Origin of the sequence: Endozoicomonas sp. ALD040, from assembly GCF_049275945.1 — a bacterium.
GTDB lineage: Bacteria > Pseudomonadota > Gammaproteobacteria > Pseudomonadales > Endozoicomonadaceae > Endozoicomonas_A.
Genome location: NZ_CP184829.1, coordinates 4,515,082 through 4,539,929 on the forward strand (window position 1 = coordinate 4,515,082; position 24,848 = coordinate 4,539,929).

Below are 24,848 nucleotides of genomic sequence, written 5' to 3' on the forward strand. Positions count from 1 at the left end.
AGTTTGAATCATTTCACAGATGAGTGAAATAATTCATACGGATATTGATCTTTTAAGGATTCAAAAATCTGAAAAATGTATAAAAATCTTTCAATCTTCCTGTGAATCTGCCAAAACCGCGAGCCTGCACCTATTTTACGGTGTCCGTTAAGGATATTTTCTGACCATGCCAGCTAAGGAGTATACGTTTGGACAACCTGGCAATTATTCTCGTACTCGTTTCATCTTTCATGCACGCCGGCTGGAATTGTCTTGGCAAAAAAGTCAGGCCTTCAGGAGCCAGCTTTACCCTGTCCGTAATAATGGGGATGCTGGCTTTTGTGCCTCTGTTGCTTTTCTATATCGACTGGTTGGGAGAAATTTCCCGGGAAATTTGGCATTTGTTGATTCTGAGTGGTCTGTTTCAGGCCATCTACTACCTGGGTTTGGGCCAATCATACCGTTTTGGTGATATGTCGTTGATGTATCCGGTCTCCCGAGCCCTGCCTGTTCTTCTGGTTCCACCGGTTATCGGTTTATTAGGTTGGGGAGCGGAGTTCTCATCGGATAAATGGCTGGCATTCAGCCTGATTGTTTCAGGCTGTATCATCCTGCCATTGTGGCACTGGAGTGATATAAGCTGGTCTCATTACCTCAATTCTGCAACGGCCTTTGCAGTAATGGCTGCTGTAGGTATTACAGGATATTCTGTGGTCGACAGTCAGGCTCTTATGTTGATGAGAGTACTGTGGCCCGTCGAAGGGGTGGCCTTCAAAAGTGCTCTGCTCTATTTGATTCTTCAGGCCATCACAACCTGCCTCTGGCTGGTGCTTTTCACATTTCCTTTTCAGAAGCAGCGAAGGGAAATCGCACAGTTGTTTGCATCTCATCGGGGCACTCTGTTTTTTACAGGAGTGGCGATGTTCTCTACTTACAGCATTGTACTGGCCGCCATGGCATTTGCTGACAATGTCAGTCTGATTGTGGCTTTGCGACAAACCAGCATTCCTGTAGGTGTTTTGATGGGTGTTTTTCTGCTAGGAGAGAGGGGGTCGACACAAAAATGGTGGGGCACCGGATTCATCGTTTTCGGCTTGATTCTGGTAAGTATCTGACGATGCATAAGTAAATGAATCTGGCATGAAACCTGAATGGTAAAAAAGCCATGTTTTGGCACTGGAAGCTGAAAATATCTTGTGAGACTATCAGGTGCTTAGCAATCAGGAGGAATCATGGACGATAGCCGAAAGAACGAAACCGAGACTCGCAGCAGTTTACCCAATTGTCGTAATGAGGCACGGTTACTGGCTCTGAGAAAAGCTTACCTTGCGGGTGAGCTAAGGGTGGACAGTGCCAGAGTGGCAGATAAACTGCTCGCTTTCGAGAGTAAACTTGAATCAGCACTGAGTGACCAGAGTCATCTGAACGACAAAAGCAACTGACTGATTTCGCCGACAGGGATTTATCTTAAGACAGTGCTCAGAACGACTTTAATTCTTGGAAAAATTTCATCGATTCGTTAAAATGAAAGTCAGCCAGCCGGAACGATCTGCCCGCTGGCTTTTCTATGCTCCCTTGGCACAGCTGGATAGCGCGGCCCCCTCCTAAGGGGCAGGTCGGAGGTTCGAATCCTCCAGGGAGCGCCAGATAGAGTAAAGGCTCCAGATTTTGAGCCTTTTTTATCCTTGTGATGGGTCGTCAATAGGTCGGATGCATTACACATTGTCAGAATATTGCTGAGCCAGACTTTCATAGCTTTTTTGATTGTTCAACCAGTTGTCCAGATCTTCTACCCGATACCTGACTAATTTTTTGCCCACCCTGAAAAATTTTGGGGGAGCTTCCCCGCAAAGTTCTCCCGAAATCCTTGCTTTATCCAATTCAGATTTTGACAGGCCGATGTACTTTGTTGCTTGTGCTGTATTCAGGACGGCAGGTGAGAGTTCTTTAACGGTATGGTGGTTCATTGAGTTCACCTTTATTGAACAGGTTTATATTTTCAGGTAGCAAACTGTCACTCCAGACTTCATTGGTGATTCTGGTTTTCTGGTACTCGCTTTTATTGATCCAGCCTTGTTGATAGGCAACATCAACAATACGTTCCGTCAGGGCAGTCAAAGATGTGGAGCCTTGTCGTATAAGAACGATGTTGTCGGGAGGCTGCATAAGAAACAGGGCAGGGTATGTGGCAATGTTCAGAGATGCAGGTGGCGACCTTTCTATTCGACTGTTTGGGAATGCTGGTATCAACTGTCCATCGGTAGAGATGGTGATCAGTTCAAAGTCGTATTCCATGCTCAGGAGCTGCACTGTCCTGGCCTGAATATGGCAGAGTCTGCAGCTGCCCTGGTAGTAGAAAACCAGGCCGGCTATCCGGGCAACTTTTCTCAAAATAATTTCCCTGGCCTTATGAGCCATATCATCTTTGATTTTTGCCGCTGCCGGAGAGATTGGTCGACGGGACATTTTCATCCAGCATGGGGTCGCTTTCGATGATTTGTTTACCAACATAGGCAAACCGTTCTGCTTTTTCTTTTATCAGCCTGTCGAGATAGAGGTAGTTACTCACGTTTTCTTTGCTCGGAAGGTCGATGGCTTTGTCCAGGTATAGACCGATGTTATTTCTGATCCATGCGGTTGTGAGTGGCTGGTGTCTTTCGTTTGGATCGTTGGCTTCATTTTCGTCGGTTTCTGGCTCGGCAATCTGCTCATACCAGAACCAGCCTTCAGAGTGGCGGCTAAACCATTGTTGTTCGGCTGAAACAGTCACTGAACATATTCCGACTAATAGCAGAACGAAGGGCATCAGGCTTTCTTCTGCCAGTTGGCTGTCCACCATCCCAGAAAAAGCAAGCCAGAGCAATATCAGGCCAAGCCCGAAACACCAGATTGCGAATGGACTGGCTTGTTTTTGAGATGTTGTCATAAGAAAGATGGAATCGGATGTTCAGGATTTTGGCGAGCAAAGAATCGGGATTCTGCCTTTCAATAAACGTCCGCCGCCCAATCGTGCAACGTATTCCAGATTGGGCAGTTCACCAAGCAGTTGCAGCGGAAACAAGTCTCCGGTTTCTTCTAATTGGGCAAAAGCCTGAAATGGCGCATTATCACCACCGGAAGGCATCAATCCAGAAATCCGGCTAGCCAGCTCGCTGGAACGGTTGAAATTCTGTAGCAGGTTGATACGAATGGAATTTGCAGGAAAGCCCGGATGGAACTTCATAAACCGATATTGATTGCCTGAAAGCTCGCAACTTCTGAGGGTATGGCTAGCAAGATCATGGCCGCCTTTTGGGTCGACGATAATAACGGGCTCATTGCGTAATACGGCTTGTGTCACCAACAAATCAAAGAGTCGGGTTTTACCGCTGCCCGGGACACCGATCACCATGGTATGCATCTGAGCCTGCTCAAGAGGTTGATATAACGGCTTCTCATGTTCTTCCATACCGTGAATCCAGCCTGCTCCCATGTTTTTTTCTGATTTGGCTGGCAGGTTATCACTTCGTAATAGGTCCCAGGCTCTTTGCCCGTGGTGTCGTTGCCATTCAAAGCCCCAGCCTAACCAGACGCCTTGCTCCTGATTCTTTGTTTGCAATGAATGGCATTTTTTTTCCGTTAGTTTTAACAGAGCCAGCTTTTTCCCCTTAAGCCGCCGATGCTGTTGCCATCTTGGCAAAGCCTGTCTCAGCCGAATGAACATCATGACTCCGCAGGAAGCAGAGGTCAGGACAAAACCAATCAGTGGCAGTGAACTGAAAAACGACAAGGTATAGGCTGTAATCATGGCGGAGAACCATACGGCAGAAGAACTCAACTCATAAATGGGTCGCCAGTTTTGCAGATATGGGCGATCACTGATCATGCTGTGTCCCCGTGATGTTTTTTGTTGGCAACCATTGTTTGCACTGTTCGGAAATGACAGGTTGCAGAGCAATGACCAGTCGGCCATTACGTCGAAAAATAATCTGATTGCCAACAGGTCTGATCCAACCTCTCTGGTTCCATTGTTTGAGCAGGATATCTGGTTCTGGAGTTTCCCTGGATTTGACTGCATCAGGCCAAGGCAGCAGAAGGCTGTCTTTCGCCCATTTGATATCCTCTGCGTGGAGGTTACCTATAACCAGCTCAAGCCAACCGAGTTCATTATCCTTTTCCTCTGTTGGCTGATCCTCAGTTTTGGACGGTTTTGTGATCTGGTTAAGCGCCTCCCCATTTTCGAAATGCAATTTGATGCTTTTCAGACGTGCCAGCTCAACGGCATCGATGATTTGCGATACGCCATGGCCGCTTTTTTGTCCGGTAAGCGCACCGATAAAAGTCTGCCAGAGAGCACCATTACTGTTGTCGGGTTGCAGGGCATTGCGGAATGCCTGAGGAGTCAGCAGCGGCAAAAGTAACAGATTGATGGCCGTATATTCTGGTCCTAATGGTTTCCTGGGATCGGTATCACACTGTTTCCAATGGGGTGAGTAATGGCTAATGCGGTGTTGTTGCAACCAGCTTCCAAGAGGTTGCTGGAACGCTGGCCATTGCTCTGCTGATTGCTCTGCGGATGATGTTTGAACAACAAGACAAGAGGTCATTCTCCCACTGTCATATAAAAGTCCGGCGATCCCTGCCATTAACCGCCATAGCGGTTCCCTCGCTCTGCGTTGATCTGGATACAAGTCGTGGTCTCTGTGTATCTGCTGCATAGCTGTGACGGACCAGAAGGCCGTTTCCAGAGCATGGCGTATCGCACCTGCTGGTTCACAGTGGTGCTGAGGGTGAGCAGGTAAGAGATGGAGCCAGTGGGTGAGATTATCCAGTGTCTGGTCAAACAAGCGCTGAAGGCCTGCTGGCAAATTCAGCTGTTCGTTTACCTGTTCCACAAGCTGTTGTTGCTGATGCAGGATAGTTCCTGTGCCTACCTGATACCCAGCGCAACCTGAACCTGGTTGTATAGGCTGATCAGCTTCTGGAAGATTGATTGGTAATAGGATTTTTTCATCAGCGTGATGCGGGTGTAACCAGTGATTGATAATGGCTAAAGCCTTTGAGGTGAACATGGTTAAAGCCCGAAAATGGAATTAATAATGGTGGGAGTGACCTGCAATCCGACAGCGGCCCCCACACCGGTAGCAAAACCGATTAATGAGTTTCGAGCCATGCCGTAGGCCAGTCCGATCAGGACAAAAGAGATAGATAGTGTTCGCCCCAGGTCTCCCTTGATCCAACCCACCAAACGACCATAAATTTCCGCAAAGTCAGTGGAACCTGTCACATTGACAGGATTGGCTGCCTGCAGCTCCTGTGGCAGTAGAGAAAGAATGATCAGAGGTGCCAGCGACACCATCAGTTTCTGCAGCTTCATAACAAGTTGTGGTCTATCAGCAAGCAGTAGATACATATTCAGTGACTCCATTAATCATTAGACGGTAAATAGACGGGAATGGCAGACTGCCAGTCTCTTGGTGCGATATCGGTCATCACAACTCCGCCGCTGTGCCAGTTGCCCTGCTTGTCAACCCAGGGTGCAATCCAGATTTTCAGGATTTGAGCGGGTGTGCGGTTGGGTATGGCTTCGGGCGTTACAAAACGAAGATCGGGTTCTGAATAGTTTTTGGGAGCTGAAGAAAACAGGTTTTCAGCAGACGTTGAACCGGTATCCTGATAGACCTGTCTTGCCGATTTACATACGCCTTTGCCGGGTTCCGGGCAGGCATACTCAGCTTCACCAACACCAAACAGTGAGCAGCCCTGAATAACAGGTACCAGCGAAACCATCAGAAGCAATGCTCTGGTATCGTGTTTACACATAGAAAAAGCCTCGAAAGATTAGTTCTTAAGACCACGGGTGAGAATCAGGTCCACCTTACGTTCGGCGCTGATTTCAATGACGGGCACCATCTGGTCAGCCAGCTGCAGGTAAAAATCTGCCAGCTTTTCCAATGCTTTGTTACTGCCCTTAATCAAAGAGCTTTGCAGAGCTTGGCTGCCCTTTAAGCCAGACTGAAAAGGAGACTGAATCTGGCCGTTCTGGTTGGGGATTACAGACAAGACTGGGACGGGTTTGGTATCAAAGGCCTCACTGATACCGCTGAGAAAGCCTGCCATAGCCGCCTTGGCCATAACCTGCCCCTGTTTACTGACCAGCCTGCCACGTAATCCGGCTTTGCCATCTTCTCCGGCGATATAACCTTCTAGAGGTCGTTCAATCACTTCTTCCTTATCGTTGTATTTGAGGATGCACGACAGGGTTTCACTGCGAAGATAAGCCCGCTCGGAACTCAGGTCGCCGTAGCCCGATGCCAGAACAAAGCATTCCCTGACGTTAGTGCGATAGCGATTGGGCAAAATGGCAGAAGCTTTGATGCGGATTAGGACAGGATAAGGTTCACGTCTTGCCCCTTGTCCTGTTGGAACATCCAGCCCGGTAATTAACTGGCCGGATAGCAGGCTTCCGGCCGGTAAGCGTAAAAGCTTTGGTTTATCCTCTGGTTTTGAATTTAGGGTGACTGCCTGAGGGTTCGTAGTTCCTAATACCCGGATAGGTCTGGGTGGTTGAGGAGGTGTGTCATAGTAATCTGTTTCGTTGTATTGGGTTGTTGGTGATTGACTGTACTGATTCCACTGCAATATTCACCAGCGCAGCAAGCACTTCCGTGATAGCCTGCTGATAGTCCGAGGCTTCTTCGAATCGTTTTGCTAATGCCTTGTTATGGTTGATTTTTTGCTGCCATGGTTTTGATAGTGACAGCTGAATTTCTTTAGGAGGCACATCCAGTGGCGTTACCAGCAAAGAAAGGGCATGAGTCTCATTGTCATGAGGGGTGATGTACACGACAAAAGGTTCTTCTTGTTGCGAAGAGAGATAGATCACTGAACCTTCAATCCGAATATCAGCCTGATCAATGGTTCGAATCTGGGGAGCCGCAAAAGGCGTGACAATTCGATTCAGGTGTAGACGACTCAGGGTTACGGGTTGCTGTTGACCCGGTGATACCTGCAACTTGACTGGTGCAGCTGCCAGAGTCAATGAACAGTAAAAACAGACAGCAACAAAAAGCGTTTTGTTCATCGAGGAATCTCTGAATAAAGGAAGGGTTACTTGAGATCAGATTCAATCTGAATAACAGCAAGCACAGGGCGATAACGGGTCAGACTGAACTGAAAGGTAAAGGTTTTCTGCCCAGACAGGCGTTGATGGCCCGATGAGAGAACACTGTTCCCCGTCACTCTGACCTCATGAGTGTTTTCATCAAAGTCAAGCTGCAATGGCTCAAAGCTCAGGGAAACATTGTCTTCCCGTAACTGGTGGAACTGCCGATTCAATATTTCATGGACTTGCCGGTGCAGATTGGGTGAAAGCAGACTTTGCAGCCTGGACTCAACAAACGACAGATTCTGCGGATTGAGATTGCCCAGCAATTCAGCCAGAGACAGCCCCCACCATTCGTAATAGACCCGTGATGCTCCACCAGACTGAATTCCAACCTGTCCATCCATAAACGGCAAGCTCAACTCAACAGCCGGTTTGCGACTCAGGCAGTGGATCAGCAGCAGTGCATTCGTCAGCACCAGTACCAGCAACATCAGCCTGTCCATACAGAGCTGCTGACGCCATTGCTTCAGACGACGCAGATAGTTTTGAATGGTCATTTTCGGGAAGGGTAAAAGACCCGAACATAAGGGTTGGGCAAGGTTCTGGCTTTTACAAAATAAAAGCCCAGCCAGTAAAGCCGATGGCTCAGGTGGCCGTCAGGGTGATGGTCCCGAAATCGTCGATAGACACGAATCGCCATCCAGCCCAGGAGCATGCCCAGAAGCAGCTGGTCAAACCAGATACCCCAGATGAGACCCACGGCTACGGGGTAGATTTCATCCAGAGACCAGAACAGGAACTGGATGGGGTCGTTTATGGTGCGGGGGATTTCCATGATGTCTCTCAGAATGTTCGGGTTTGTTCGAATATTTCGTTTATTGCTATTTCGTTTGTTTCGATTAAACTGCAGTTAAGGAAAAAACTTAGTAAATATTCGATCAGGGAATACCTATGACTACAAAAGACAAACTGACTCTGCCTACTGCTGAAGAGATTGCGATTGCACAAGAGTGCAGCCGGGAAATTTCAGCCTTTCTTGAGACGGGTGCTAAATCTCAGCAAATTGATATCAGCTCTAAGGATGGGGAAAAGCATGCGTTGTCGATTCCAACCAGAGCGTTGAGCCTGCTGGTTGATATTCTGGCGCAACTTGGACAGGGCAATGCGGTAAAAATCATCCCGATCCATGCGGAACTGACCACTCAGGAAGCCGCTGATATTCTCAATGTTTCCCGGCCTTATCTGGTCAGAATGCTGGATGAGGGGGAAATCCCTCACCACAAGGTTGGTCGGCATCGCAGAGTCCGGTATCAGGATTTAATGGATTACAAAGCAGCTATAGATGCTAAACGACTCTCAGCTTTGGATGAGTTGTCATCCCTCTCCCAGATGAACGATCCGGAGTATTAATGGCTTCTCAATTTACTGCTGTTTTTGATGCCTGTGTTCTTTATCCTTCGGTGTTAAGAGACGTGTTGTTAAGGTTGGCGATAACAGACACTTTTCGCGCCAAGTGGACAGACAAAATTCATGATGAGTGGACTCGCAATCTGAAAGCCAATCGTCCAGACATTGATGAGAATTACCTCAATAAAACCCGACAGCTGATGAACGCTCATGTCCGGGATGCAGTGGTTGAAGGTTTTGAGCACTTGATTGATTCAGTTCAACTACCAGATCAGGATGACCGGCATGTTGTTGCAGCGGCAATTGTCGCTAATGCCGATGTCATAGTGACTTATAACCTGAAAGACTTTCCTGATGAAGCCCTTACCCCATATGAACTTCAGGCTATTCATCCTGACAGCTTTATTCATGATCTGATTGATCTGCATCCGGCAGAAGTCATTGGCGTGATCCGCTCAGCGAGAGTTGCTTTAAAAAAACCATCATTGACGGTTGATGAATATCTGAGCAGGCCAAGAAAGCAAAGGTTGTCGGAAACGGTCACTTGGCTAGAGTCAATGAAGCTCGTTTTGTAAGAGGAAAACAGTAAACTCACAAGATTACTGATGGAGCCAGCACTGTGGGAGTGATCAGTACATTGGAGCCAGATGGGTTTATAGCTTTCACATAACCCAAAGGTTTTGACAATCACTGTTCTGCGTAGAAAAGTTTATCTGCTTTGAAATTTCAAGACAGCTTGCATCATCTCAGGCGTGTGAAAGTGTCGTGCATTCAGACTACGAGTCAGGATATGTCGTTCGGGTTTTGAACAGCTACTTTCTGAAAACCAGAGACCTTCAGAGTTGGCATCAGTATGCACACTGGTTTGACAGATAATGTTTCCATCATCATGCCGGGTACCCAGACGACAGTCACCGCAGTGGATAACCTGAGCCTTTAGCTTTGCTGTTCCCTTTGGGACAAGCAGAATAAGATAGCTGGCAATATTCAACAGATATTTTTTGCGCAACTCTTTTTGCAGGGCTCTGAGCAGAGTAATGACAGTCTGGCTATGTGGCATTGAGGGTGAATCAATTTCAACTATTCCTGCGACCATGTGATTCAGGATGAACTGGGTAAATGCATTACCCGGTTGTCCTTTTTGAGCGCCCAGCAATTCAGCCAGAGACAGCCCCCACCACTCGTAATAAACCCGAGAAGCTGCTCTGGACTAAATTCCAACCTGTCCATCCATAAACGGCAAGCTCAACTCAACAGCCGGTTTGCGACTCAGGCAGTGGATCAGCAGCAGTGCATTCGTCAGCACCAGTACCAGCAACATCAGCCTGTCCACACAGAGCTGCTGACGGCATTGCTTCAAACGACCCAGATAGTCTTGAATGGTCATTTTCGGGAAGGGTAAAAGACCCGAACATAAGGGTTGGGCAAGGTTCTGGCTTTCACAAAATAAAAGCCCAGCCAGTAAAGCCGGTGGCTCAGGTGGCCGTCAGGGTGACGGTCCCGGAACCGTCGATAGACACGGATCGCCATCCAGCCCAGAAACATGCCCAGTAGCAGCTGGTCAAACCAGATACCCCAGATCAGGCCCACGGCTATGGGGTAGATTTCATCCAGAGACCAGAACAGGAACTGGATGGGGTCGTTGATGGTGCGGGGGATTTCCATGATGCTTTCGACTCATTTACCGCCTATACTCTGTAAGACATATTCTTACAGGAGGTGCAATATGGCTCGAACATTAACCATCAGCCTTGGAGATGAACTTCAGGGCTATGCTCAACAGCTGGTCGATTCCGGTGCGTACTCATCCGTCAGTGAAGTGGTGCGTGAGGCGTTAAGAAACCTGAGAGAACAGAAAGCTTCCTCAAGCCTGGAGCAATTGAGGGCAATGATTGACGAAGGTGACAACAGTGGTGAACCGGTTGATCTTGAAGTTGAAAAGTTCCTTTCCCAAATGAAAAAACGGTAACCCTTATGCCCCCATACAAGCAGTACTTGTTCAAGCCCCGTGCACGACAGGATTTGGAGGGCATATATGACTATACCGTGAGTGAGTTTGGAGAAGAGCAGGCTGATCTGTATATCCGAAATCTTTTTGATACCTTTCAACGACTGGCTGAAACACCGGGCTTTGCTCGATGCCGGGATGACCTCAGAAAAGGGCTCAAATCATACCCTGTGAAGGCTCATATCGTTTTCTTCAGAGAAACGGTGAATGGCGTATTAATTATCAGAGTGCTTCACCAATCGATGGATTTTCAATCACAAAAGTACTGATCGATCCTGGGAAATGCTCACTGTTGTCGAAGATTTATAGTTTTGGTGTTTTGATAGTGGTTGAGTTCTGATGGGGTAATACTGTCGTATCGGGCTTCCAATCGTTTTCGACTGTCCTCCTGGTGCTGGTCGAAATCCAGCCTTGACCCTTTGCCCGTCAGAGTTTCCAGATTCAACTGTTTCAATGTATCAGCATTCAACTCTGGCAGTTTGTTTTGCAATTTTAACAATGCCAGCCACTCGCTAAGATCAATCTGGTTCCAGTCCACTGAATGCAGAGTTTCAGGCGTTATACCCGAGCAATCGGGATGTTTGGCAGAGCCCCATCCAGTGTTCAGCTGCTTTCTGATCTGTACTTGCATGATGCGGGAAAGGGGTGAACTGAAACAGCAATAGCTGTTGTACTCCATGCTGCTCAATCCCAGGAACTTGCTTTCCCTGTAAATGCCGACTTTATGGCAGGTTTTCATCTCACTTTTAATGGCCAATTCAAATTCTTCGGTTTCACATTTATTGGTGATCTGAATAATCAGTTTGGTCATGGTGTAAGCTGTGTAGATTATGGTGACGACGCTGATCGCTGAGGTGATGGCCGGGTTCATAATCAGGGTTTGTTGGCTCAGCTGACCGTCCTGAGAAGCCGGGTTGTCACCAACCGTTCGGAACAGTAGATTGATGGCATCCTCGCCCAGAATTTTATAGACGACTTCCGTCATTTTTTTGCATCAGTTGTTGCTGCATATTTCCGAGCATCGTGTCCTGAGATAAAGAGCGCGCTTCCTGTGACAGCTCACCGGTGATGGGTCTGGTAGTGGCAGTCTGAGTGTGAACTTCAGCCGGTGTCGACCATAGCTTTTCTGTGAGCTTGTCCCAGCTTTTGCCTAAATCGGAGCATCTGAAGGTTTTTCCATCATCAGATTTGGTAGCTGGTTGGTAACAGATTGAGGGTTTCGTGTTATAGCATCATATTGCTGGTCGATCTGATGGAGCCAGGTTGAGCGGGTATGTTGCTCAAATATGCGAATGGCTTCCTGAGTTGGTTTCTGCCATTGCAGTGTGAAAGCAGAAAGCTAACAATCGACCCAGCAGCTTGTAGCAGGCACGTATTGTCATTGGCTGACGGTCTGGCAACAATCCCGATACTACCAAAGCAGATACATAGCGTCGTCTTTAGCCAATGGGTGACGATGCATTCCCCATGCTGCGGCTGAAGCTCCGATCCAGTGTGCTTTCTGCTTTTCCGGCTCAGGCCAGAACATGCTCATTTTATACTCGCTTTTGAGGAACCAGGGAATGATAAGGCTGTGGCACTGGACCTCTTCTCCTATGGTTTTTCTGCCAAGACCAGTCTTCAACAGCCGGTTTGCGACTCAGGCAGTCGATCAGCAGCAGTGCATTCGTCAGCACCAGTACCAGCAGCATCAGCCTGTCCACACAGAGCTGCTGACGCTATTGCTTCAAACGACGCAGAGAGTCTTGAATGGTCATTTTCGGGAAGGGTAAAGACCCGAACATAAGGGTTGGGCAAGGTTCTGGCTTCTACAAAATAAAAGCCCAGCCAGTAAAGTCGATGGCTCAGGTGACCGTCAGGGTGACGATCCCGAAACCGTCGATAAACACGAATCGCCATCCAGCCCAGAAGCAGCTGGTCAAACCAGATACCCCAAATCAGGCCCATGGCTACGGGGTAGATTTCATCCAGAGACCAGAACAGGAACTGGATGGGGTCGTTGATGGTGGAGGGGATTTCCATCTGGTTCTTCCTGTCAGGATTGGGAAAGGTCTTGTGCTACAGGTGCTTCAGGAATTCCTCTTGCACCAGAGATTCCAGTTCCAGCATGGAGCTTAATTGTTGCTTTTTGGCAGTTTCATGAAGCTGGACAATAACTTCATATTGATCCGGCTCACCTTCTGCGTCACAGAAAACTTTGAGTTCATCCGGAATAATTTCATAGTTAATCATAATGGCCAGTGCCTGTACCAGAGAGGGGCGGTCTTGCCAGTGAAAATAAGCCAGAAGTCGATCTTTAATTACATCGGAGGCATGCAAAATGGGTATGTCGCCTTGTTTTGAATGAGCGACAGTGGTTTCTTCAATAATCTGGTTTCCAATAGCGAGAGGTGCAGAAGGAAACTCAACACAAATCTGCGTTGACTCATTGACAAACACGCGGCCTTGTTTAAAAAATCCTAATTCAGCCATTGCGGTTTTCAGCGATTCTGAGGCGTCGTAGCTGGTGTTAACCATATCAATATCTTTGGTCAGGTATAGGTTTTCACTGTAAATTTCAACGGCTAAACCACCCACCAAAACCACCCGAATGCCATGCTGCTTAAGATGATTGGCGACAATGGCTGCCAGTTCAACAATGGGCGTGCTACTAAAATCTGTCATGATTTAATTCTGAAATTAATGATCCCTTGGTCGGATAGCAATAGTTGGTTTGCCTGCTGCTCTGGGACGGGTTCTGGTCATGGTGAGGTTCTGGATCATGGAGTCCGGATAGGCCGACAGGGCCGACTTAAGCAGTTCTTTCAATGGCGACAGGAAAGGATATCGGGGGTTAAACTGATATTCTCTGAGCTTGCCAATCAGGTAGCTCACCAAAACACCATCTTCTTCGAGCCGGGCAAGCTGCTTTTGCACGGAGTTTGAGGAAATTCCGTAAAATTCGGCAATGGCCTTGCCATAACCGGAGCTGCGAAGCATTAGATATATCAGGATTTTTTCCTGACTTTCCGCTCGTAGAATGCCTTTCAAAATGAACATGATGTAATATATTATGTTACCAATATGTGGTAAATATATACCATTTCATGATATTTATAAATCAATCTATGGTTTTGAGTGGCGGTTAGAGCTGGTTTTTTGTTCTTGATACAAGTTGAGTTGTTCAGGTCGAAACCCATGAAATCGGGTTTCCAATCGTTTTCGACTGTCCTCCCGCTGCTGGTCGAAATCCAGCCTTGACCCTTTGCCCGTCAGAGTTTCCAGATTCAACTGTTTCAATGTATCAGCATTCAACTCTGGCAGTTTGTTTTGCAATTTTAACAATGCCAGCCACTCGCTAAGGTCAATCTGGTTCCAGTTCACAGCTTGCAGAGTTTCAGGCGTTATACCCTGGCAATCGGAGTGTTCGGCAGAGCCACATCCAGTGTTCGGCAGCTTCCTGGTCTGTACTTACAAGATGCGGGAGAGGGGTAAACTGAAACAGCAATAGCTGTTGTACTCCATGCTGCTCAATCCCAAAAACTTGCTTTTCCTGTAACTGCCGACTTGATGGCAGGTTTTCATCTCCCGTTTGGCGGCCAATTCAAATTCTTCGGCTTCACATTTGTTGGTGATCTGGATAATTAGTTTGGTCATGGTGTATGCCGTATAGATCGTGGTGACGACGCTGATCGCTGAGGTGATGGCCAGGTTCATAATCAGGGTTTGTTGGCTCAGCTGACCGCCCTGAGAAGCCAGGTTGTCACCAACTGTTCTGAACAGTAGATTGGTGGCGCCTTTCACCACCGTCAGGAATACATAAACTCGTAAAAAATGCCCAAAATTTGAATGATCGTCCACTGCCTTTCCTTCAAGCTAACCACATGTTTCTCCTGATTATTGACCGTTAATACACTAATCCTCTGGAAACAGAAGAATACCTGTCTCGCTGTTGGATTCTGGCAGGGCTTTTTTTCTGCTCTGGTAATACACGACTCTGCTTTTTCAGTTCCTGCCTTACTCTGTGCTGGATAGCAGTGTAGACCATCAGGCACAGAGTCATCACCATTAACAGGGATTCAAGTTCCGCTTTCTTCAGATAGAGTGAAGTGACCAGAAAGTCCGGGCTCTTCAGGAACCGAAAGCTACCTTCAACCTGTTGTTGTGACTTATAGGTAGACAGCAGCCCAGTGGCATTCAAACTATCTTGATCCAGTTCATTGGTGCTAAGGATAAAACAACCCAATATGAATACAGTTCAAGTCGTCTGGATTGTCATGACTTTCATAGACTCCATCCACATGAAAGCTCGTGCCATCCAGATTTAATGCCTTGCAAGGAAGTTTCAGATAATGACGACCTTGACGGCCAGATTGCGATACAAGTCATTAAAACCAGCGTCGTGCAGACTATCGAGAGTCCGACCAAGTACCTTGTCGTTCAAGTGGTCGGCTTATATAACTTTCCTGATAAGGCGGTCAGTCGGCTTACCATCAAAAAACTCAGGGTACATGTACAGTGTCTGTCCCTTAAAGCCCAAGTCACCATTTCTTTGACAACAGATTTTAGGTAAATATCAACCGGGGTGGTGGAAGGCGGTTAATCATCTTGAGATTTTAGAAAGTTTCTGGGGGGCTGGTTGCGCTACTCTCGGTCGGCTTTCTATACCACCAAGACCACCAGAGTAAGTGGATTTCTAAAAACAGCTCTGGGTGACCTTGCAGGTTGCGGATATCTTTCGCTGTAGTGAATAAAAGTGGGTGTTGGTAGGCTTCAGGAATTTTATAGATTTTCAGGATTTTTTTATGGCTTTGCTGAAGCTCATCTTTTAGTTTCTTTTCACAGTCTAGCGCTTCAGGGGTGCCCACCTCAATTGGCGCTTCTCGTTGAAGTCTTTTTTTCAATGGTTCGCCAAACTGGTTGCGAACAAAGAAAATCCGCTCCGATGGATGATTCCGCCTTAACAGAGCCTGCAATACCTCTGAATCAAGCTCGTTAAACCCATACTCCCCCATAACCAGCAAACCAGCTCTTTTGAGCCTATGGTGTCCCTGTGTTTATGGCTCCTGCCAGTGGTAATGTAAACGACAAAACCTGTTTTCAGGAAATTATCAAAAATCATTTGTCATGTTTTAAGGCCGCTTTGAATAGCCGCTATGTGGTGACCACCGGTTTAGTGTCACTTGATAGAGGTACCGAAAACATTGCAAAAATCATTGAGCTATGGAAGGAAGAGTAACCCCACCAGGTTCAGGAAATTCTGGGCTATTCTCTGATGCACCACCAATAATGAGATTCACCTATGTCGTTCCTTTATTTTTCCAGAACAGACATTCAACACGGATTGTCTTGTTATTTTCTGGCAAACAAGAAGGGCGTGATGGGTATTTTGGTTCTTTCCCTGCTGGCTATGCTAGTTGTGCCGTTATGCTATTCCTCAACCCTTATTGACCGTCATCATCCCGATGGGCGCAAGTTTCGGATTGAAATCAACGATGGGAAAACACGCAATAGCACACTGACAGTGACAGGAGGCCAGCGTGCTGGCAATGCCGATTTTCCCGGTGTCGCCAGCGGAGTTTTTTTTTATTCGCCTCCTCCTCCTCCCTGGGGAGGTGGAGGCGGCAGGCCATCGGGATTATTCGAAATTGACCTGACTATTCTGCAACCCGTCATCAACTGGCTGATGTCCATAGGCAAGGATTCTGGTGCCGCCACGACTTGCCCGGAGGATGGTCAACCCTCTGGCAACAAACTCAACGCGGGATCAAATGACGCAACTAACCAACACCATCAACAGGAAAAAAGAGAAGCACCTGAAAATCGGGAGAACAAATCACCGGGAGAAGGTAATGGTAGCAGCGGCGATGGCAATAACAGAAAAGACGACAATGGAGAGGAGGGTAAAAATAATGCTTCGACTCAGGACCTTGAGCTACTTGCCAACCAGCTTTTAGCCATCATTGAAAGCGACGAACCCAACGCCGCTTTTAAATTCAGGGAAATGTTAGAGAAGCTGGACATGCCTCAGCGTTTGCAGGTTCTGGAAACAAAAGGCACAAACATCAGCGGCAATACCGTTACTCCTCTAGAGGCGATATTGGCACTGCCGCGTTCTTCCCATGAACACTCAACACGCAACCGATTTATCGGGCAGCTGATAGAAGCCGCTGGCAACAAACGCCAGATGATTTTGTCTGATATTGTTTTGGACATAATCCACAAGGTCAATCAATCTCACCAACAACCACAGATAGGGGATTTTGAAAAAGGTTGCTTTACTGAGTACTTTATTCAATTGTTCCTGCTTCATTCAAACCCGGTTGAGCGTATTCGCAATCTATTAGAAGAAATATCAGATTTAGCCATAAGGAATGAGATTATAAATAATGCACAATCATTAACACTCCCCACCTCTTTTCTGGATACCTTGAAACAATTTAACCAGCACTCATCGTTCCATGAATTAATGCGCTTGTCAAATGAACTGCGTATGCAAAATGATTACATAGCGATCACTACTTCGGTCAATAATGGACTGCGTGTAGATAAACATGAATCCAGACAAATTATTGGTGCAGAGTGCGCGATATGTAAGGAGCAGTTTGAACGCTCATCAAATATAGTGAAAACGCCCTGTAATCACCTTTATCACGTCGATTGTTTAAATCAGTGGCTCAAAAAAAGGAAGCAGGATCGTGCAATTCAAGATTGCCCTACATGTCGTACACAATTATATGGCTTAAGAAAAAAACTTAACGACTTTAACAAACTATTGAGAAAATACGACGGTTGTCATTCTTTAGCTACTGCAAAAAGAGCATTTAAGGAATTGAATATAGCAGAAACAAGTTTTGCAACCTTTTATCATTTTCTCCAATATTGCCGACATAGCAGCCAGACATCTGATGATTCAAAGTTTAAAAATATCTTGCGAAGCTTCATTCGTCCCGTGATAAAAGCCGAGATCCACCATGACGGTAAAGTCAACTCAGCCACCTTCAGCGCCAATAACCACCGTGTGGTGACCGCCAGTGACGATGGCACTGCGAAAATCTATGTCTTTCAGTCCGATGGATCCTGGAAGGAAGAATTCACTATTCGTCACGATGGTCTGGTCAAATTGGCCAGCTTCAGCGCCGATAGTAACCGTGTGTTGACCGCCAGTGAAGACGGGACAGCAAAAATCCATGTTCTGAAGGAGGGTGGATCATGGCAAGAAGAACTCACTATCCAACACCCTGGGCCCATTAATTCAGCCAGCTGCAGCGCCGATGGTAGCCGTGTGTTGACCGCCAGTGACGATGGGGCAGCAAAAATTTATGTTCTGAAGGAGAGTGGATCATGGGAAGAAGAAGGAACCACCCACCATGATGGTTCGATCCATTTAGCCAGCTTCAGTCCTGATGGTAGCCATGTGTTAACTGTCGGCAAAGATAACCTGGTAAAAATCACAGGCAAATCAGCTAATGGATCATGGCAAGTAAAATTTATCTTTCTCCATAGGGACCATGTCAACTCAGCCATCTTTAGCCCCAATAACCGCTATGTGGTGACCGCCAGTAACGATGGCACGGCAAAAATCATTGGCCAGAAAGGCGATCAGTCTTGGGAAGAAGAATTCACCATTAGCCACATTGGTACCAATGGTTCGATCCTATCAGCCGCCTTCAGCCCCAATAGCCGACATGTGCTGACTGTTGGCAAGGATAATCTGGTTAAAATCATTGGCAAACAGGCCGATGGATCATGGCTGGAAAAAGCCATCATTTCCCATAGTGATCATATCAACTCAGCCACTTTCAGTCCCAATAGCCACCATGTGATAACCGCCAGTTTCGACAAACAGGCAAAAATCTACAGCAAAAAGACCGATGTATTATGGGAAGAAGAAATCACTAACCACCACAATCATAGGGTCTCCTCAGCTACCTTCAGTCCCAATAGCCTAAGAGCAGTAAGCACCAGTCTGGATGGAACGGCAAAAACCCGTAGCCGTAAGAATGGGGAAGAAGGATTCACTATCCTTCATCATGGTGGTTTCACTTCGGCCACCTTCAGTGCCGATAACTGCCTTTTGATGACCTTTGGTGAAGATCCTACGGCGAAAATCAATATCCTGGGCAATTCACGGAAAAAAGAACTCCTTATCCACAACTCTGGTCCGATATCCTCAGCCACCTTCAGCGCCAATAGCCGCTTTGTGGTGACCACCGGTTTAGTGTCACTTGATAGAGGTACCGAAAACATTGCGAAAATCATTGAACTATGGAAGGAAGAGTAACCCCACCAGCGTTCTGGAAATTCTGGGCTATTCTCTGATGCACCACCAATAATGAGATTCACCTATGTCGTTCCTTTATTTTTCCAGAACAGACATTCAACACGGATTGTCTTGTTATTTTCTGGCAAACAAGAAGGGCGTGATTGATATTTTGGTTCTTTCCCTGCTGGCTATGATGGTTGTGCCGTTATGCTATTCCTCAACGCTTATTGATCGTCATTATCCCGATGGGCGCAAGGTTCGGATTGAGATCAATGATTGGAGAACACGTAATAACACACTGACATTGACAGGAGGCCAGCCCGCTGGCAACGCCGGCTTTCCCGGTGTCGGGAGCGGAGGCTTCTTTTATTTGCCTCCTCCTCCCTGGGGAGGTGGAAGACCATCGGGATTATTCGAAATTGACCTGACTATTCTGCAACCCGTCATCAACTGGCTGATGTCCATAGGTAAGGATTCTGGTGCCGCCACGACTTGCCCGGAGGATGGCCAACCCTCTGGCAACAAACCCAATGTGGGATCAAATGACGCAACTAACCAACACCATCAACAGGAAAAAAGAGAAGCACCTGAAAATCGGGAGAACACATCACCGGGAGAAGCTAATGGTAGCAGCGGCGATGGCAATAACAGAAAAGACGACAATGGAGAGGAGGGTAAAAATAATGCTTCGCCTCAGGACCTTGAGCTACTTGCCAGCCAGCTTTTAGCCATCATTGAAAGCGACGAACCCAATGCCGCTTTTAAATTCAGGGAAATGTTAGAGAAGCTGGACATGCCTCAGCGTTTGCAGGTTCTGGAAACAAAAGGCACAAACATCAGCGGCAATACCGTTACTCCTCTAGAGGCGATATTGGCACTGCCGCGTTCTTCCCATGAACACTCAACACGCAACCGATTTATCGGGCAGCTGATAGAAGCCGCTGGCAACAACCGCCAGATAATTTTGTCTGAGATTGTTCTGGACATAATCCACAAGCTCAACCAATCCGACCAACAACCACAGATAGGGGATTTTGAAAAATGTTGCTTTACTGATTACTTTATTCAATTGTTCCTGCTTCATTCAAACCCGGTTGAGCGTATTCGCAATCTGTTAGAAAAAATATCAGATTTAGCCATAAGGAATGAGATTATAAATAATGCGCAATCATTGACATTCCCCACCTCTTTTCTGGATACCTTGAAACAATTTAACCAGCACTCATCGTTCCATGAATTAATGTGCTTATCAAATGAATTGCGTATGCAAAATGATTACATAGCGATCACTGCTTCGGGCAATAATGTACTGTTTCTGGATAAACATGAATCCAGTCAAATTATTGGTGCAGAGTGCGCGGTATGTAAGGAGCAGTTTGAACGCTCGTCAAATATAGTGAAAACGCCCTGTAATCACCTTTATCACGTTGATTGTTTAAGTCAGTGGCTCCAAAATAGGTATCAGAGTCGTGCAATTCAAGATTGTCCTACATGTCGAACACGAATAATTGGCTTAACAACAAAACTTTACCACTTTAACAAACTATTGAGAAAATACGACGGTTATCATTCTTTAGCTACTGCAAGAAGGGCAGCGAATGAATTAAATACAGAAGAAACAAATTTTGCAACCTTTTACCATTTTATCCAATATTGCCGACATAGCAGCCAGGCATCTGATGATTCAAAGTTTCTAACTATCTTGCGAAGTTTCATTCGTCCCGAGGTAAAAGTCGAGATCCGCCATGACGGTAAAGTCAACTCAGCCACCTTCAGCGCCAATAACCAACGTGTGGTGACTGCCAGTGACGGTGGCACTGCCAAAATCTATGTCTTTCAGTCCGATGGATCCTGGAAGGAAGAATTCACTATTCGTCACGATGGTCCGGTCAAATCAGCCAGCTTCAGCGCCGATAGTCGCCGTGTGTTGACTGCCAGTGACGATGGGACAGCAAAAATCCATGTGTGGAAGGAGGATGGATCATGGCAAGAAGAAATCACTATCCGCCACCGTGGGTCCATTCATTCAGCCAGCTTCAGCGCCGATAATTGCCGTGTTTTGACCGCCAGTGACGGTGCAGCAAAAATTTATGTTCTGAAGGAGAGTGGATCATGGGAAGAAGAAGGGAGCATCAACCATGATGATCCGATCCATTTAGCCAGCTTCAGTCCTGATGGTAGCCATGTGGTGACTGTTGGCAAAGATAACGTGGTGAAAATCAAGGGCAAATCCGCCGATGGATCATGGCAAGTAAAATTTATCGTTCTCCACAGGAACCATGTTAACTCAGCCATCTTTAGCCCCAATAACTGCTATGTGGTGACCGCCAGTAACGATGGCACGGCAAAAATCATTGGCCGGAAAGACGACGAATCATGGGAAGAAGAATTCACCATTAACCACATGAGTACCGGTGGTTCGATCCTATCAGCCACCTTCAGCCCCGATAGCCGACATGTGCTGACTATCGGCAAGGATAACCTGGTTAAAATCATTGGCGAACAGGCCGATGGATCATGGCTGGAAAAAGTCATCATTTCCCATAGTGATCTTATCAGCACAGCCACTTTCAGTCCCAATAGCCGCCATGTGGTGACCGCCAGTTTCGACAAACAGGCAAAAATCTACGGCGAAAAAACCGATGTATTATGGGAAGAAGAAATCACGATCCACCACAATCATAGGGTCTCCTCAGCCATCTTCAGTGCCAATAGCCGACGTGTAGTAACCACCAGTCTGGATGGAACGGCAAAAACCCATAGCCACCAGAATGATGGATCATGGAAAGAAGGAATCACTGTCCTTCATCATGGTGGTGGTTTCACTTTAGCCACCTTAAGTGCCGATAACTTCTATTTGATGACCTTTGGTGAATATCTTACGGCGAAAATCAATATCCTGGACAATGCACGGAAAAAAGAACTCTTTATCTTCAACTCTGGTCCGATATCCTCAGCCACCTTCAGCGCCAATAGCCGCTTTGTGGTGACCACCGGTTTAGTGTCACTTGATAGAGGTACCGAAAACATTGCGAAAATCATTGAACTATGGAAAGAAGAGTAACTCCAGTAGCACCCCGGAAATTCTTGGCTATTCTCTGATGCACTACCAATAATGAGATTCACCCATGGCGTTCCTTTATTTTTCCAAAACAAACATCCAACACGGATTGTTCTGGCATTTTCTGACAAACAAGAAGGGCGAGATGGGTATTTTTGTTTTTTCCCTGCTGGCTATGCTAGTTGTGCCGTTATGCTATTCCTCAACCCTTATTGACCGTCATCATCCCGATGGGCGCAAGTTTCGGATTGAAATCAACGATGGGAAAACACGCAATAGCACACTGACAGTGACAGGAGGCCAGCGCGCTGGCAATGCCGATTTTCCCGGTGTCGCCAGCGGATTTTTTTTTATTCGCCTCCTCCTCCCTGGGGAGGTGGAGGCGGCAGGCCATCGGGATTATTCGAAATTGACCTGACTATTCTGCAACCCGTCATCAACTGGCTGATGTCCATAGGTAAGGATTCTGGTGCCGCCACGACTTGCCCGGAGGATGGTCAACCCTCTGGCAACAAACCCAACGCGGGATCAAATGACGCAACTAACCAACACCATCAACAGGAAAAAAGAGAAGCACCTGAAAATCGGGAGAACAAATCACCGGGAGAAGGTAATGGTAGCAGCGGCGATGGCAATAACAGAAAAGACGACAATGGAGAGCAGAGTAAAAATAATGCTTCGACTCAGGACCTTGAGCTACTTGCCAACCAGCTTTTAGCCATCATTGAAAGCGACGAACCCAACGCCGCTTTTAAATTCAGGGAAATGTTAGAGAAGCTGGACATGCCTCAGCGTTTGCAGGTTCTGGAAACAAAAGGCACAAACATCAGCGGCAATACCGTTACTCCTCTAGAGGCGATATTGGCACTGCCGCGTTCTTCCCATGAACACTCAACACGCAACCGATTTATCGGGCAGCTGATAGAAGCCGCTGGCAACAACCGCCAGATAATTTTGTCTGAGATTGTTCTGGACATAATCCACAAGCTCAACCAATCCGACCAACAACCACAGATAGGGGATTTTGAAAAATGTTGCTTTACTGATTACTTTATTCAATTGTTCCTGCTTCATTCAAACCCGGTTGAGCGTATTCGCAATCTGTTAGAAAAAATATCGGATTTAGCCATAAAGAATGAGATTATAAATAATGCACAATCATTAACACTCCCCACCTCTTTTCTGGATACCTTGAAACAATTTAACCAGCACTCATCGTTCCATGAATTAATGTGCTTATCAAATGAACTGCGTATACAAAATAATTACATCGCTGTCAATTCTTTCGACGATAATGCACTGCGTGTGGATAAAGAAGAACCTGCAGACATTATTGATGCAGAGTGCACGGTATGTCAGGAGCAGTTTGTACGATCATCAAATATGGTTATAGTAAAAACGCCCTGCAATCATCTTTATCACGCAGGTTGTTTAAATCAGTGGCTGAAAAAAAGGAAGCACGATTGTTCAATTAGAAATTGTCCTTCATGTCGGACAGAATTAAATGCCTTAACTAAAAACCTTTCCGAATTTAACGAACTATTAAGAAAATACGACGGCTGTCATTCTTTAGCTATTGCAGAAAGAGCAGTTGAGGAATGGAATAAAGCAAAAACAAGTTATGAAACCCTATACCATTTTGTCCAGTTTTGCCGACATAGCAGCAGGGCATCTGATGATTCACAGTTTGTAAAACTCTTGCGACGCATCCTTCATCCCGTGACAAAAGCCAAGATTTACCATAAAGGTGAGGCCAACTCAGCCACCTTCAGCGCCAATAACCACCGTGTGGTGACCGCCAGTGACGATGGCACTGCGAAAATCTATGTTTATCAGTCCGATGGATCATGGAAGGAAGAACTCACTGTCCGCCACGATGGTCCGGTCAAATTAGCCAGCTTCAGCGCCGATAGTCGCCGTGTGTTGACCGGCAGTGACGATGGGACAGCAAAAATCTATGTTCAGAAGGAGGATGGATCATGGCAAGAAGAAATCACTATCCGCCACGACGGGCCCATTAATTCAGCCAGCTTCAGCACCGATAGCAGCCGCGCGTTGACCGCCAGTGACGATGGGACAGCAAAAATCCATGTTCAAAAGGAGGGAGGATCATGGGAAGAAGAAGTGACCATCAACCATGATGGTCTGATCCACTTAGCCAGCTTCAGTGCTGATGGTAGCCATGTGGTAACTGCCGACAAAGATAACCTGGTAAAAATCACAGGCAAATCCGCCAATGGATCATGGCAAGTAAAACTTATCGTTCACCATGAGGGCTCTGTCAACTCAGCCATCTTTAGCCCCGATAACCGCTATGTGTTGACCGCCAGTAACGATGGCATGGCAAAAATCATTGGCCAGAAAGACGACAAGTTATGGGAAGAAGAATTTACCATGGGTCACATTAGCACCGATGGCCCGATCGCATCAGCCGCCTTCAGCCCCGATAGCCGACATGTGCTGACTGTCGGCAAGGATAACCTTGTTAAAATCGTTGGCAAGTGGGCCGATGGATCATGGCTGGAAAAAGCCATCATTTCCCATAGTGATGGCATCAACACAGCCACCTTCAGTCCCGATAGCCGCCATGTGGTGACCGCCAGTTACGACAAAGAGGCAAAAATCTACGGCGAAAAGACCGATGTATTATGGGAAGAAGAAATCACTATCCACCACAATCATTGGGTCAGCTCAGCCACCTTCAGTCCCGATAGCCAACATGCAGTAACCAGCAGTTATGATGGAACGGCAAAAATCCATAGCCACAAGAATGATGGATCATGGGAAGAAGGGCGCACTATCCGTCATACGGGTTGGGTTGCTTCAGCCATCTTTAGTGCCGATGGCCGCTTTGTGATGACCTTTGGTGTTGATGGTACCGCGAAAATCAATTACCTGAAGGGCGCTATCCAATTCACTATCCGCCACCCCTTTGCAATCCCCTCAGCCAGCTTCAGTGCCGATAGCCGCTTTGTGCTGACCCAAAGTTTGTTGCCAGTATCTGATGGTCCCGCCAGCATTGTGAAGATTACTGAACTATGGAAGAATGATTGAGAAGGGC

The 24,848-nt window shown here is 46.8% G+C and carries 34 protein-coding genes, 1 tRNA gene and 2 pseudogenes; 12 read left to right on the forward strand and 25 right to left on the reverse strand.

The genetic code is table 11. The features are described 5' to 3' along the window. The first annotated feature begins 188 nt into the window (after positions 1-188). The 3 genes from ACOJUN_RS16890 to ACOJUN_RS16900 all read left to right on the forward strand — a co-directional run bounded on the left by ACOJUN_RS16890 (position 189) and on the right by ACOJUN_RS16900 (position 1,625). Positions 189-1,094 carry a multidrug DMT transporter permease gene (locus ACOJUN_RS16890; protein ID WP_422133086.1) on the forward strand — a complete coding sequence of 302 codons (906 nt, stop codon included), beginning with the start codon at positions 189-191 and terminating at the stop codon, positions 1,092-1,094. A 117-nt stretch (positions 1,095-1,211) separates the two neighbouring features. Continuing rightward, positions 1,212-1,421: a hypothetical protein gene (locus ACOJUN_RS16895; RefSeq protein ID WP_422133087.1), complete on the forward strand. Its 210-nt coding sequence runs from the start codon at positions 1,212-1,214 to the stop codon at positions 1,419-1,421. Positions 1,422-1,548: 127 nt separating this feature from the next. Further along, a tRNA-Arg gene (locus ACOJUN_RS16900) sits at positions 1,549-1,625 on the forward strand. Positions 1,626-1,694: 69 nt separating this feature from the next. On the opposite strand, the gene ACOJUN_RS16905 is transcribed toward ACOJUN_RS16900, so the two are convergent. The 11 genes and pseudogenes from ACOJUN_RS16905 to traL (ACOJUN_RS16955) form a co-directional block, all read right to left on the reverse strand. After that, entirely contained in the window at positions 1,695-1,946 is a 252-nt protein-coding gene (locus ACOJUN_RS16905) for a helix-turn-helix transcriptional regulator (RefSeq protein ID WP_422133088.1), read from the reverse strand. After that, on the reverse strand, positions 1,927-2,445 hold the full coding sequence (gene traF, locus ACOJUN_RS16910) for a conjugal transfer protein TraF (RefSeq protein ID WP_422133089.1): 519 nt from the start codon (positions 2,443-2,445) through the stop codon (positions 1,927-1,929). Before traF (ACOJUN_RS16910) ends, ACOJUN_RS16905 begins: the two co-directional genes overlap by 20 nt. Further along, complete coding sequence (gene traF, locus ACOJUN_RS16915) at positions 2,399-2,842, reverse strand: conjugal transfer protein TraF (protein ID WP_422133090.1); 444 nt, start codon at positions 2,840-2,842, stop codon at positions 2,399-2,401. The genes traF (ACOJUN_RS16910) and traF (ACOJUN_RS16915) overlap by 47 nt, the downstream gene beginning before the upstream one ends. Positions 2,843-2,926: 84 nt before the next feature. After that, on the reverse strand, positions 2,927-3,844 hold the full coding sequence (locus ACOJUN_RS16920) for a type IV secretion system DNA-binding domain-containing protein (RefSeq protein WP_422133091.1): 918 nt from the start codon (positions 3,842-3,844) through the stop codon (positions 2,927-2,929). Beyond that, on the reverse strand, positions 3,834-5,030 hold the full coding sequence (locus ACOJUN_RS16925; protein WP_422133092.1) for a TraI domain-containing protein: 1,197 nt from the start codon (positions 5,028-5,030) through the stop codon (positions 3,834-3,836). Before ACOJUN_RS16925 ends, ACOJUN_RS16920 begins: the two co-directional genes overlap by 11 nt. A gap of 2 nt (positions 5,031-5,032) precedes the next feature. After that, the gene (gene traA, locus ACOJUN_RS16930; RefSeq protein ID WP_422133093.1) at positions 5,033-5,371 is read right to left on the reverse strand and encodes a TraA family conjugative transfer protein; all 339 of its coding nucleotides are present in this window, start codon (positions 5,369-5,371) and stop codon (positions 5,033-5,035) included. A 14-nt stretch (positions 5,372-5,385) separates the two neighbouring features. Beyond that, positions 5,386-5,781, reverse strand: coding sequence for a TraV family lipoprotein (locus ACOJUN_RS16935; protein WP_422133094.1), 396 nt, complete (start codon positions 5,779-5,781; stop codon positions 5,386-5,388). Between the two features lie 18 nt (positions 5,782-5,799). Then, positions 5,800-6,441: pseudogene (locus tag ACOJUN_RS16940) on the reverse strand (TraB/VirB10 family protein); the annotation flags it as partial. Between the two features lie 97 nt (positions 6,442-6,538). Next, on the reverse strand, positions 6,539-7,042 hold the full coding sequence (locus ACOJUN_RS16945; protein ID WP_422133095.1) for a hypothetical protein: 504 nt from the start codon (positions 7,040-7,042) through the stop codon (positions 6,539-6,541). Positions 7,043-7,068: 26 nt separating this feature from the next. Next, positions 7,069-7,623 (reverse strand): TraE/TraK family type IV conjugative transfer system protein, encoded by a 555-nt coding sequence (locus ACOJUN_RS16950; protein ID WP_422133096.1) that lies wholly within the window; start codon positions 7,621-7,623, stop codon positions 7,069-7,071. Then, entirely contained in the window at positions 7,620-7,901 is a 282-nt protein-coding gene (gene traL, locus ACOJUN_RS16955) for a type IV conjugative transfer system protein TraL (protein WP_422133097.1), read from the reverse strand. The genes ACOJUN_RS16950 and traL (ACOJUN_RS16955) overlap by 4 nt, the downstream gene beginning before the upstream one ends. A gap of 116 nt (positions 7,902-8,017) precedes the next feature. Here traL (ACOJUN_RS16955) and ACOJUN_RS16960 point away from each other — a divergent pair, with 116 nt between their 5' ends. Continuing rightward, positions 8,018-8,476 carry a helix-turn-helix domain-containing protein gene (locus ACOJUN_RS16960; protein WP_257279627.1) on the forward strand — a complete coding sequence of 153 codons (459 nt, stop codon included), beginning with the start codon at positions 8,018-8,020 and terminating at the stop codon, positions 8,474-8,476. Then, complete coding sequence (locus ACOJUN_RS16965; RefSeq protein WP_422133098.1) at positions 8,476-9,048, forward strand: PIN domain-containing protein; 573 nt, start codon at positions 8,476-8,478, stop codon at positions 9,046-9,048. The genes ACOJUN_RS16960 and ACOJUN_RS16965 overlap by 1 nt, the downstream gene beginning before the upstream one ends. A 134-nt stretch (positions 9,049-9,182) precedes the next feature. Here ACOJUN_RS16965 and ACOJUN_RS16970 read toward each other — a convergent pair whose 3' ends face one another. Genes ACOJUN_RS16970 through traL (ACOJUN_RS16980) form a run of 3 tightly spaced genes read right to left on the reverse strand, consistent with a single transcriptional unit; the run spans position 9,183 to position 10,138 of the window. Further along, positions 9,183-9,629, reverse strand: coding sequence for a hypothetical protein (locus tag ACOJUN_RS16970; protein WP_422133099.1), 447 nt, complete (start codon positions 9,627-9,629; stop codon positions 9,183-9,185). Positions 9,630-9,683: 54 nt separating this feature from the next. Beyond that, entirely contained in the window at positions 9,684-9,860 is a 177-nt protein-coding gene (locus ACOJUN_RS16975) for a hypothetical protein (protein WP_422133100.1), read from the reverse strand. After that, positions 9,857-10,138 carry a type IV conjugative transfer system protein TraL gene (gene traL, locus ACOJUN_RS16980; RefSeq protein ID WP_422133101.1) on the reverse strand — a complete coding sequence of 94 codons (282 nt, stop codon included), beginning with the start codon at positions 10,136-10,138 and terminating at the stop codon, positions 9,857-9,859. Before traL (ACOJUN_RS16980) ends, ACOJUN_RS16975 begins: the two co-directional genes overlap by 4 nt. Before the next feature lie 61 nt (positions 10,139-10,199). Between traL (ACOJUN_RS16980) and ACOJUN_RS16985 the strand changes: the two genes are divergently transcribed. Both ACOJUN_RS16985 and ACOJUN_RS16990 read left to right on the forward strand, forming a co-directional pair. Continuing rightward, entirely contained in the window at positions 10,200-10,442 is a 243-nt protein-coding gene (locus tag ACOJUN_RS16985; protein WP_422133102.1) for a type II toxin-antitoxin system ParD family antitoxin, read from the forward strand. A gap of 5 nt (positions 10,443-10,447) precedes the next feature. Further along, on the forward strand, positions 10,448-10,750 hold the full coding sequence (locus tag ACOJUN_RS16990) for a type II toxin-antitoxin system RelE/ParE family toxin (protein WP_422133103.1): 303 nt from the start codon (positions 10,448-10,450) through the stop codon (positions 10,748-10,750). Positions 10,751-10,767: 17 nt separating this feature from the next. Here the strand turns inward: ACOJUN_RS16990 and traN (ACOJUN_RS16995) are convergent, their stop codons facing one another. From traN (ACOJUN_RS16995) to ACOJUN_RS17045, 11 genes and pseudogenes are all read right to left on the reverse strand, one after another. Beyond that, a complete protein-coding gene (traN, locus tag ACOJUN_RS16995) occupies positions 10,768-11,466 on the reverse strand; it encodes a conjugal transfer protein TraN (RefSeq protein ID WP_422133104.1) in 699 nt (232 codons plus the stop codon). Positions 11,467-11,892: 426 nt separating this feature from the next. Then, on the reverse strand, positions 11,893-12,105 hold the full coding sequence (locus ACOJUN_RS17000) for a TraU family protein (RefSeq protein WP_422133105.1): 213 nt from the start codon (positions 12,103-12,105) through the stop codon (positions 11,893-11,895). Beyond that, the gene (traL, locus tag ACOJUN_RS17005; RefSeq protein WP_422133106.1) at positions 12,102-12,503 is read right to left on the reverse strand and encodes a type IV conjugative transfer system protein TraL; all 402 of its coding nucleotides are present in this window, start codon (positions 12,501-12,503) and stop codon (positions 12,102-12,104) included. Before traL (ACOJUN_RS17005) ends, ACOJUN_RS17000 begins: the two co-directional genes overlap by 4 nt. A 36-nt stretch (positions 12,504-12,539) precedes the next feature. Beyond that, positions 12,540-13,145 carry a hypothetical protein gene (locus ACOJUN_RS17010; RefSeq protein WP_422133107.1) on the reverse strand — a complete coding sequence of 202 codons (606 nt, stop codon included), beginning with the start codon at positions 13,143-13,145 and terminating at the stop codon, positions 12,540-12,542. A 15-nt stretch (positions 13,146-13,160) separates the two neighbouring features. Further along, positions 13,161-13,460 carry a winged helix-turn-helix domain-containing protein gene (locus ACOJUN_RS17015; protein WP_422133108.1) on the reverse strand — a complete coding sequence of 100 codons (300 nt, stop codon included), beginning with the start codon at positions 13,458-13,460 and terminating at the stop codon, positions 13,161-13,163. Between the two features lie 126 nt (positions 13,461-13,586). After that, positions 13,587-13,844 carry a hypothetical protein gene (locus ACOJUN_RS17020; protein WP_422133109.1) on the reverse strand — a complete coding sequence of 86 codons (258 nt, stop codon included), beginning with the start codon at positions 13,842-13,844 and terminating at the stop codon, positions 13,587-13,589. Between the two features lie 87 nt (positions 13,845-13,931). Then, entirely contained in the window at positions 13,932-14,321 is a 390-nt protein-coding gene (gene traN, locus ACOJUN_RS17025) for a conjugal transfer protein TraN (RefSeq protein WP_422133110.1), read from the reverse strand. Continuing rightward, positions 14,270-14,706: pseudogene (locus tag ACOJUN_RS17030) on the reverse strand (IS1634 family transposase); the annotation flags it as partial. The gene traN (ACOJUN_RS17025) and the pseudogene ACOJUN_RS17030, both read right to left, overlap by 52 nt. A gap of 99 nt (positions 14,707-14,805) precedes the next feature. After that, complete coding sequence (locus tag ACOJUN_RS17035) at positions 14,806-14,904, reverse strand: DUF4277 domain-containing protein (RefSeq protein ID WP_422133111.1); 99 nt, start codon at positions 14,902-14,904, stop codon at positions 14,806-14,808. A 9-nt stretch (positions 14,905-14,913) separates the two neighbouring features. Beyond that, on the reverse strand, positions 14,914-14,973 hold the full coding sequence (locus ACOJUN_RS17040) for a hypothetical protein (RefSeq protein ID WP_422137085.1): 60 nt from the start codon (positions 14,971-14,973) through the stop codon (positions 14,914-14,916). Positions 14,974-15,076: 103 nt separating this feature from the next. Continuing rightward, the gene (locus ACOJUN_RS17045; protein WP_422133112.1) at positions 15,077-15,364 is read right to left on the reverse strand and encodes a hypothetical protein; all 288 of its coding nucleotides are present in this window, start codon (positions 15,362-15,364) and stop codon (positions 15,077-15,079) included. Positions 15,365-15,519: 155 nt separating this feature from the next. On the opposite strand from ACOJUN_RS17045, the gene ACOJUN_RS17050 reads away from it, so the two are divergent. The 5 genes from ACOJUN_RS17050 (at position 15,520) to ACOJUN_RS17070 (ending at position 24,841) form a co-directional block, all read left to right on the forward strand. Next, positions 15,520-15,699 (forward strand): hypothetical protein, encoded by a 180-nt coding sequence (locus ACOJUN_RS17050; protein ID WP_422133113.1) that lies wholly within the window; start codon positions 15,520-15,522, stop codon positions 15,697-15,699. Between the two features lie 63 nt (positions 15,700-15,762). After that, positions 15,763-18,744 (forward strand): RING finger domain-containing protein, encoded by a 2,982-nt coding sequence (locus ACOJUN_RS17055; protein WP_422133114.1) that lies wholly within the window; start codon positions 15,763-15,765, stop codon positions 18,742-18,744. Between the two features lie 64 nt (positions 18,745-18,808). Further along, positions 18,809-21,790 carry an RING finger domain-containing protein gene (locus tag ACOJUN_RS17060; RefSeq protein ID WP_422133115.1) on the forward strand — a complete coding sequence of 994 codons (2,982 nt, stop codon included), beginning with the start codon at positions 18,809-18,811 and terminating at the stop codon, positions 21,788-21,790. 64 nt (positions 21,791-21,854) lie between these two features. Continuing rightward, positions 21,855-22,205 carry a hypothetical protein gene (locus tag ACOJUN_RS17065; protein ID WP_422133116.1) on the forward strand — a complete coding sequence of 117 codons (351 nt, stop codon included), beginning with the start codon at positions 21,855-21,857 and terminating at the stop codon, positions 22,203-22,205. 29 nt (positions 22,206-22,234) lie between these two features. After that, complete coding sequence (locus ACOJUN_RS17070; protein ID WP_422133117.1) at positions 22,235-24,841, forward strand: RING finger domain-containing protein; 2,607 nt, start codon at positions 22,235-22,237, stop codon at positions 24,839-24,841. Positions 24,842-24,848 lie beyond the last annotated feature (7 nt).